This window comes from Anaerobranca gottschalkii DSM 13577, from assembly GCF_900111575.1.
Classification (GTDB): Bacteria; Bacillota; Proteinivoracia; order Proteinivoracales; family Proteinivoracaceae; genus Anaerobranca; species Anaerobranca gottschalkii.
In genome coordinates this window covers 1-8,200 of sequence record NZ_FOIF01000070.1, presented here as the reverse complement: position 1 = coordinate 8,200, position 8,200 = coordinate 1, and the positions used below count along the sequence as shown (strand labels likewise).

Below are 8,200 nucleotides of genomic sequence, written 5' to 3'. Positions count from 1 at the left end.
CAGGAATCGTATGTGTAATACATACCTTTGGAAGAGATCTTAAATGGAACCCCTATGTACATGTATTAGTAACAGAGGGAGCAATAAGAAAAGATAATCATTGGCAACCAATAAAATATTTCCACTACGAAATGCTGAGGAAAAGATGGCAACACCTTTTGTTAAAGTCATTAAAAGAGGCTATGCCAAAAAATAAAAGAATAATACTAGTCAAAACCCTTTACAGGTAAAAAGACAAAGGGTTTTATGTACATGCAAAAAATCGGATGAAGAATGCAAAAGGGATAGCGAAATATATAGGAAGATACGTATTTCGTCCGGCAATTGCAGAAAGTAGGATAGAAAGTTATGATGGTGAAGTAGTGAGATTTTGGTATGAAAGTCATGAAGATGGTAAGAGGATTGAGGAAGTATTACCAGTTTTAGAATTTATAGGGAAACTAGTAAGGCATATACCGGATAAACAATTTAAAATGGTAAGATATTACGGGGTATATTCCCGCAACCGAAAAGCTAAAGCGAAGAAAGTAATGTCTGTTTGGTAAAATATCGACAAACTATATACAAGCGGATAAATTGGAGAAAAAGTATACAAAAGTCATTTGGCTATGATCCATTAATATGCACAAAATGTGGTAAAGAAATGATATTAGAGGATATTGTATAAAAAATATGGCAGTATGTTAGAGATAATGCAAGAAAAGATGTGGGAAGCTTACAAAAGAGAAGGGGAGAAACTTTTGAAAGAGTATGTGTCATAAAACCAAGGGGGTAGTGTGTCTAAAATTAGAATAAAGGGGATGAATTGATGAGCAAGAAAAAAGGTAAAAAGAAAAAGAGTCCACAAAAAGTGAGCTTAAAGAATTTTATAGAGTATGTTTGTTTGGGGTGCAAGATTGTAGAAAAAGTTCCCAAGGAAGTAGTGGAATACTTTGATATGATGGATGATGGAGATACATCAATACCGCCTAGATTTAGCTGTGAGAGTTGTGGAGCAGAAATGTTCCCAAAGACTATATAGGACTTCATGGAGAACACTATAAAATATAAATGAACTTAAGCGCGCCGAATGGCGCTTTTTTTATATTTATAGATTTAGTTAATTATTTTTAAAATTATAAAGTTGCCGCATTATTGTGGCAATGAATATAGAAAATTCATGTGAAAATGTATGGTAATATAAAACTAATGATGGAGGTGTAAATATGGATTTAATTAATGAAGATTTAATTATAACAGAATCAGAGTTAACGGATAAAAAAGAGATAATAATTATGATGGCAAATTTAATAAAGAAAAATGGTAGACTTTCGGATTTAGGAACATTTGTAAAGGAAGTTTTAAAAAGAGAGAGCCTAGGATCAACAGCAGTAGGACATGGTGTAGGTATACCTCATGGAAAGACTGACGCTGTTAAGGTACCAACTATAGCTTTTATCAAGACAAAAGAGTATGTTAAATGGGGAAATGATGAAGATGATTTAGTAAATCTTATATTTATGATTGCTGTTCCTGAATCAGTCGGTTCAAATGAGCACTTGAAGATATTGGCTAATTTGTCCAAAAAATTAATAAATGATGATTTTAGAAATAGTTTACTAATTACAAATGACAAAGAAAAAATAAATAATATATTACAAAGTGTTTTTGGATAGAATTCAATATAGATAAGCTTTTATATTATAATTTTTTTAAAGAATAATAACATTATTTTTAATATAATTTTATTTCGCTTAGCTATATGTAGCTATATGGATATTTTATATATATAAGATTTTTAAGACTTATATTATTATTTCTATGTATATAAAGAATGATAGTGTTATGCAACTAATTATTGATACCAATTATAACAGAGTCAAGAAGGCTGTGACATTACATTGAAAGTTTGAAGAAAGTTTTTATAAATAAAGATGAGGAGGGATTATTGTGTAAGTAATATGTATACCTAACAATTTTGAAAAATATTATAAGGGAGGGATTGTTTTGAATCCATGGAAAGAAGAATTGAAAAATGTTAGGTCTCATCTTATGACAGGAGTTTCTTATATGATACCAATAGTGGTTATAGGAGGAGTATTGATTGCTTTATCTATTGCACTTAGTGGGGTAGAAGCTGGAACAGGAGCTAATATAACTAATCCTATTTTACAAAGAATGTTTGAAATAGGCGTAGCAGCGTTTAGTATTATGGTACCAGTTTTGGCGGGTTTTATAGCCTTTAGTATAGCAGATCGTCCTGGTATTGCACCTGGTATGGTTGGTGGTGTAATAGCAAATTCGATAGGAGCAGGTTTTTTAGGTGGTATAGTTGCTGGTTTAGTAGCCGGTTATATTGCAAAATGGGTTAAATCTTGGAAAGTTCCAATTAGTTTAAAAACAGTTATGCCGATACTGATTATACCAGTAATAACATCTTTAATTGTTGGGGCAGTAATGTTTTTAATAGGAGCACCTATAGAATCGTTAATGACTACTATGACCAATGGATTAAAAAATATGGAGACAGGAAATGCTGTGTTACTAGCAATAGTTATGGGTGCAATGATTGCTTTTGACATGGGAGGACCTGTAAACAAAGTTGCATTTATGTTTGCGGTAGCTATGATAGGAGAAGGGATAGCAACTATCATGGGTCCAGTAGCAGTAGCTATTTGTGTTCCTCCTTTAGGAATGGGATTAGCATCTATAATGCAACCGAACAAATATACTAAGACTGAGCAAAAAGCTGGAAAAAGTGCTATAGTTATGGGACTTATTGGTATTACTGAGGGAGCAATACCTTTTGCAGCAGGAGATCCACTTAGAGTTATACCATCGATTATGGTAGGTTCGTCTGTGGGAGCGGCTATTGCTGCTATAGGTAAAGTAGCTGATTACGCTCCACATGGGGGGCCAATAGTTTTACCTGTTGTAGAAAATAAAGTAATGTTTATAATATCAATAATAGTAGGAACTCTTGTAACAGCATTTATGGTAAATGCACTTAAAAAGGAAGTTTCTGAGGATACTAAAAATGAATTAGAAGTAAATGATAATATTGTTATAGAAATAAACTAAATATAATTTATAATAAAATGTAAATAAATAATCAAACCGCTATAGTTATTATAGCGGGTTGATTATTTAAATTAGGAGGTTTTGAGGATGAAGATTTTAGGTGTAACATCATGTCCAACAGGAATAGCTCATACTTATATGGCAGCGAAAGCTTTAGAGAAGGAAGCAAAAGCTAGAGGATATGAAATTAAAGTGGAAACCCAAGGTTCAATAGGTATAGAAAATGAAATAACTTATGAAGATCTTGAGGGGGCTAAAGTTGTAATAATTACTAATGAAACCGCTATCAAAGGTTTAGATAGATTTAAAGGTATTCCGATAGTTAAAGTATCGATTGGAGATTTAATTAAAAAAACTGGGAAGATATTAGATGTGATTGAAGAAAAATTGAAGTAAATGTTTTATAAAATAGAAAGTAAGTGAAAAGTATTCCAAACCAAACAATTGTAGATAAATCTGTATTATAACTAGTTTTTCTAGATATTACTATAAAGATATAAAAGCTATCAGAGAAAAATTCTAGATATTAATTATAAGAAGGTGATTAAGTGTCTGATATGTATATTTATATTAAACAGCAAGGAAAAGTATTAAAAAACATTATAGAAAATAGAAAGAAATTTTTTGAATTAGTAGTAAATCAATTTAAAGAAGTTAAAGTTGATAGTATTATAGTAGTAGGATCTGGGTCTTCTTATAATGCGATAATGGCTTCTAAACACTTTTTACAAAAAATTTTAGGGATTGAGGTAAAAATACATTTTCCTTATAGTTTTAATTGTTACGAGCAAGTGTTCAGTAATAACTCTTTAATTATTGGAATCTCACAAACTGGCTCTAGTACTGAAACTGTAAATGCACTAATAAAAGCTAGGGGAAAAGGTGCACATACGTTGGCTATAACTGCTTATAAAGATGCATATTTAGCAGAAGTTGCTGATAAAACTTTAATATTAGCTTGTGGTGATGAAAACTCAGAATTTAAGACTAAAGGTTATACTTCAACAATATTAACATTATTATTAATAGCATTAGAGGTAGGATTATCAGAACAAAAGATAAGTAAGGATAAATACGATGAATATATTCAAGAACTTTTACGTATTACTGATACTTATGATAAGTTAATAGATAAAGCTATAGATTGGTATACATTAAATAAGAATGAGTTTTTAGAGATGGATAATACAACAGTGATTGGAGTAGGTCCTAATTATGGTACTGCGCTGGAGGCTAGTATAAAGTTGATTGAAACTAACTATTTTATGTCATCATCTTATGAGTTAGAAGAGTATCTTCATGGACCTAATATGGCTTTAGGGGATAGGAGTTATATATTTTACTTATTAGGTGAAGGTAAATATCATAAAAAAATGGAAAAACTATATAAGTATACTAAAAATCTTACTGATTATGTATATGTTATAAGAAATGGGGAAAATATTGGTGATAGGAGGAGTTTCAGTTTTAATTTTACTGAATATGAAGATTTTTCTCCTTTACAATATATAGTTCCATTCCAAATACTATGTTATAATAGAGCAGAAGATTTAAATTTTGATTTATCTAAGGTAAGATATCCAGATTTTCAATGTCATATGGCTATTAGGAAATAAACTTACCCCTTTTTAGTAAAAAGGGGTTTTATTATAAAATTATTTAAATTATGGTGGCAAAAAAATAGAATAATTATGTAAAAATCTATGGTAGTATTAAATAAAGGTATATAAATTTTATAAATAAGGCAGATTAAAGCTCAAACTTTGATTAGTATGGATATTGTATTGCAGAGGATTGAAATCCTTAATAATCTTTTAGTTATATAATAAATTATATGAGTTATAAGAGGATGGGGAGAAAATGTATAGTGAACAGTTTATATTTCTAAATAATGTAAGGCATAATAAAATTTGGGGATTTGAAGATTGGGTAATTAGTGCACATCCTAATGGAGATTGTAAAATAAGGGAAGGAAAATACAAAGATAAAACATTAAGTTGGTTGTGGGCAAATGAAAGACATCTATTTGGTAATATTGAACAAGATAAATTTCCATTACTAGTTAAAGAAATAACAACAAATTTAGATTTAAGCATTCAAGTACACCCAGATGATGATTATGCAAAAAAACATACTAATGAAAAGTTTGGGAAAACAGAATGTTGGTATATTCTTGATTGTGATAAAAACTCTGAGTTAATTTTAGGGCACAACGCAAAAAGCAAAGATGAACTAAGAGAAATGATTAAAAAGGGACATTGGAATAAATTACTAAAGAAAGTTAAAGTAAAACCAGATGACTTTTACTTTATTCCAGCTGGTACCGTTCATGGGATTGGAAAAAACATATGTTTATTGGAGATTCAACAGTCAAGCGATATAACTTATAGATTATATGATTATGAAAGACTAGAAAAGGGGAAACCTAGGAAGTTACATATTGAAGAAAGCATTGATGTAATAAAAGTTCCATCGATTGAACAACCTATAAAACAAATAAATAAAAAATTTTTACCTAATGTTAATATACAAGACTTAGTAAATGATACACATTTTTCTGTTGTAAAATTTGATGTTGATGGTACTACTAAAATACCTAACGATAAACCTTTTTTATTAGTTAGTGTAATAAAAGGAAAAGGCACAATTAATGATGAAAGAAAAATTACAAAAGGAGATCATTTTATAGTCCTTAATCAATGTAAAGAATTTATAATTAATGGTAAATTGCAATTAATTATTTCTCATTATTAGTTTGCCATAAAAAAGTTCACTAACAATTATAATTACTAAATATGATATATTTTAGGTGTTTTTAATAACTTGAGCTATAAAATTAAGGATTTAATAAAAATTGAGAAGATATTAAGTTTGAGAAAAATTGAATAAATAATATTGGAGGGGAAATATGAATGTAAGGTTAAAAAAAATGTTAGAAATTTTATTAAACTCAAGGGATTATAAGAGAGTTGATCAGTTATCTAAAATTTTAAATGTATCAAATAGAACTATTAGAAGCGATTTAGATAAATTAGAGAGAATTGTAGAATTAGAAGGTATATATCTCGTTAGAAAACCAGGAGTAGGGGTTAAAATAGACGGCACAGAAAGAAATATCCAATTACTTTCTAGAAAAATAAGAGAGGATTTAAATTTATTAGATTGTAATAGTTTTTTTTCGCCTGAGCAGAGAAAAAAGTATATTATAAAAAAATTGTTTTTATCAAAAAATCAAGTTACAGTTAATACCTTATCAGAGGAGTTATTTGTATCAAAAAATACTATTTATAATGATTTAGATAATATAGAAAAATTGTTACAAAAACAAAATCTTTACCTGATAAAAGATAGAGGGATTATAAGAATCGCTGGAAAAGAAAAGGATTATCGAAAAGTTATGTCTCACTATATGTCAGAATTGGATGAGCTAAATTTTCATAAAGGTAAAGAATTTTTATATGAAACATATAAAGGTAGAATAGATTCTAACACTTTATTTCAATTAAAGCAAATAGTAGATATAAATTATAACTTTTTAGAAAAGACTTTAGATGAAGTAGAAAAGGAACTCAATTTTAAATTCCCTGAAGGTGCTTTTATTAATTTATTAATACACATAGCTATAACTATAAGAAGAATTAAAGAAGGTTATGATATATTTATGCCAGATAATATTTTTAATAATATAGTAAAAACTAATGAATTTAAGTTTGCTAAAAAAATGGTTAAAAAATTAGAAGAAGAATTTAATATGATAATTCCAGAAACAGAAATTGGTTATATTACATTACATATATTAGGTAGTAAGATGTATAGGGATAATTTATTAAATTTTCATTCTGACTTTAAAGAGCTAGGGGATTTAGGTTTGCCAGTAGAAATGGCAAAAGAAATTGCGAAGATAGTAAGTAATGCTCTTAATATAAATTTAACAGAAGATGAACGTTTTTTAAGTGGACTAGTCATTCATCTTAAACCTACTATAAATAGACTTAAATATGGATTAACTATAAAAAATCCTATACTAAATGATATAAAGAAAAATTATCCTCAAATTTATGGAGTTTCATGGATGACTAGTGTAGTATTTGAGAAGTATTTAGGACTGAATATTCCAGAGTCTGAAATAGGATATATTGCTATGCATATAGGAGCAGCAGTAGAAAGAAATAGTAAGAAAATAAAAGTAATGGTAGTATGCCATACAGGAATAGGAACATCTCAGTTTTTATATGAAAGATTAAAGAAGAGTTTTCCAGAATTAGAATTAGTAGGCATTTGTTCTTCCACTATTATACAAGATAAAGAATTGTCTGATATTGATTTAATCATTTCTACAGTACCTGTAAGAACTACAAAACCTAATATTTTAATAAGTCCTATTTTAAGTTATAAGGATATTAAATTATTAATGAAATTTATTGAGGAATATTATAATAAAGGTGATAACCAAAAATCTCTCGATAAAGAAGTATTTTTTAATGTTAATAACCTTCAAAAAAAAGAAGAAATATTGAGAGATATGTGTGTGAAATTAGAGAAAAGAGACTATATAACAAAAGATTTTGTAAATACGTTAATACAAAGAGAAAAAATTTCTTCCACAGAAATAGGAAAAGGTCTAGTTATACCTCATGGACTACCTAAAGAAGTAAAAAAGTCTTGCATTGGACTAACAGTTTTAGATAAATATGTTAGATGGAATGAAGAAGATGTTAAATATATATTAATAATTTGTCTTACTGAAGAAGAGATAAATAGAGGGAAAAGGATATTTAAAAACTTAAGTGAATTATTGGAAGAAGATGAGTTTTTTTCAATGTTAGAAAAATGTCCTAAAAGTGCAAAGCAGGCACTAGAATTATTAGAGAGATAGTAAAAGGGAGTATAAATAATTTAGTGTAATTGGATTTTTTATTTACTTGATCAACTAGGAGAATTAAAGCTTACTTAAAATATTTTCCCTTTACTTGGGTATAATATTCATGGCTCTTACTTACTAAGAGGGTAAGGCAATACTGGAGAGTAACCTGAGCGCTTAGTAAGGTTCTGCCGAGGATAGAGGATATACCCTCTATCTTTATTATATCTATCCTTGGGAGAATTTAAGCGATAAACTCCTGGGCGAAGCCCAGCACTA

The 8,200-nt window shown here is 28.7% G+C and carries 7 protein-coding genes and 1 pseudogene; all 8 read left to right on the top strand.

What is annotated here, in order from left to right; genetic code table 11:
* The first annotated feature begins 5 nt into the window (after positions 1-5).
* The 8 genes and pseudogenes from BMX60_RS12350 (at position 6) to BMX60_RS10855 (ending at position 7,936) form a co-directional block, all read left to right on the top strand.
* Positions 6-545: pseudogene (locus BMX60_RS12350) on the top strand (IS91 family transposase).
* 263 nt (positions 546-808) lie between these two features.
* Positions 809-1,021 carry a hypothetical protein gene (locus BMX60_RS10885; RefSeq protein ID WP_091351472.1) on the top strand — a complete coding sequence of 71 codons (213 nt, stop codon included), beginning with the start codon at positions 809-811 and terminating at the stop codon, positions 1,019-1,021.
* 184 nt (positions 1,022-1,205) lie between these two features.
* Positions 1,206-1,655, top strand: a complete 450-nt coding sequence (locus BMX60_RS10880; protein ID WP_091351471.1) for a PTS sugar transporter subunit IIA — start codon at positions 1,206-1,208, stop codon at positions 1,653-1,655.
* Between the two features lie 331 nt (positions 1,656-1,986).
* Entirely contained in the window at positions 1,987-3,060 is a 1,074-nt protein-coding gene (locus tag BMX60_RS10875; protein ID WP_207648444.1) for a PTS fructose transporter subunit IIC, read from the top strand.
* An 87-nt stretch (positions 3,061-3,147) separates the two neighbouring features.
* Positions 3,148-3,456 carry a PTS fructose transporter subunit IIB gene (locus BMX60_RS10870; protein WP_091351470.1) on the top strand — a complete coding sequence of 103 codons (309 nt, stop codon included), beginning with the start codon at positions 3,148-3,150 and terminating at the stop codon, positions 3,454-3,456.
* Positions 3,457-3,617: 161 nt separating this feature from the next.
* The gene (locus tag BMX60_RS10865; protein ID WP_242945766.1) at positions 3,618-4,676 is read left to right on the top strand and encodes an SIS domain-containing protein; all 1,059 of its coding nucleotides are present in this window, start codon (positions 3,618-3,620) and stop codon (positions 4,674-4,676) included.
* 244 nt (positions 4,677-4,920) lie between these two features.
* Positions 4,921-5,814: a mannose-6-phosphate isomerase, class I gene (gene manA / locus BMX60_RS10860; RefSeq protein WP_091351468.1), complete on the top strand. Its 894-nt coding sequence runs from the start codon at positions 4,921-4,923 to the stop codon at positions 5,812-5,814.
* A gap of 154 nt (positions 5,815-5,968) precedes the next feature.
* On the top strand, positions 5,969-7,936 hold the full coding sequence (locus tag BMX60_RS10855; protein ID WP_091351467.1) for a BglG family transcription antiterminator: 1,968 nt from the start codon (positions 5,969-5,971) through the stop codon (positions 7,934-7,936).
* The last annotated feature ends 264 nt before the right edge of the window (positions 7,937-8,200 follow it).